General features: G+C 55.1%; 1 protein-coding gene. It reads right to left on the bottom strand.

Annotated features, from left to right (window positions below; genetic code table 11):
- Positions 1-216: 216 nt before the first annotated feature.
- On the bottom strand, positions 217-537 hold a 321-nt coding region (locus tag QRD42_RS00085), incomplete at its 5' end, for a hypothetical protein (protein WP_321987909.1).

Below are 537 nucleotides of genomic sequence, written 5' to 3'. Positions count from 1 at the left end.
CGCGACTGAAATCATCCGGCGCGATGTTTTTATCCAGCCCGCAGCCGTAAAGATCCCGCGTACGCTGCGCAACGTCGGTATGTCCGAGCTGGCCCGGTTTCTGAATAGTATGCGCATAGGGCGGGTGGCGAAAATTGGATGAATCAAGATCCGCCACCACGCAACCTGTAAGCATCAGCCCTGCGGCGGCCAGGCATGCAACATGCCGGATCGCCATTAGTCTGTGCATAAACCGGTCGGGGCTTTCAGCGGGCCACAGTCATCAAAACCGTAAACCTTATAGCCCTTGCCTTTCATACAGCTCAGCACTTTATTACGTCGTGCATTGAACTGTTCAGACGTTTCGCCCGGATAGGAGCCGTTCAGGCTCCAGTGCGGATCGTCAAGATCCACTTTTGGGTTCACGCCGCAGGCATACAGATCGGTTTTGCGCTGCTGCACGTTAGTGCGCCCGGCGGCGTCAGGTTTCTGGAACAATTTAATCCACGGCACATAGTCGTAGTTAGAAGAGTCCATATCGGCGACCACACAGCCAGT

It is taken from the genome of Enterobacter sp. PGRG2 (assembly GCF_030291195.1).
In the GTDB taxonomy this organism is placed as follows: Bacteria; Pseudomonadota; Gammaproteobacteria; order Enterobacterales; family Enterobacteriaceae; genus Enterobacter_D.
The sequence above is the reverse complement of the archived record's forward strand: the minus strand, read 5'-3'. Positions and strand labels throughout refer to the sequence as shown.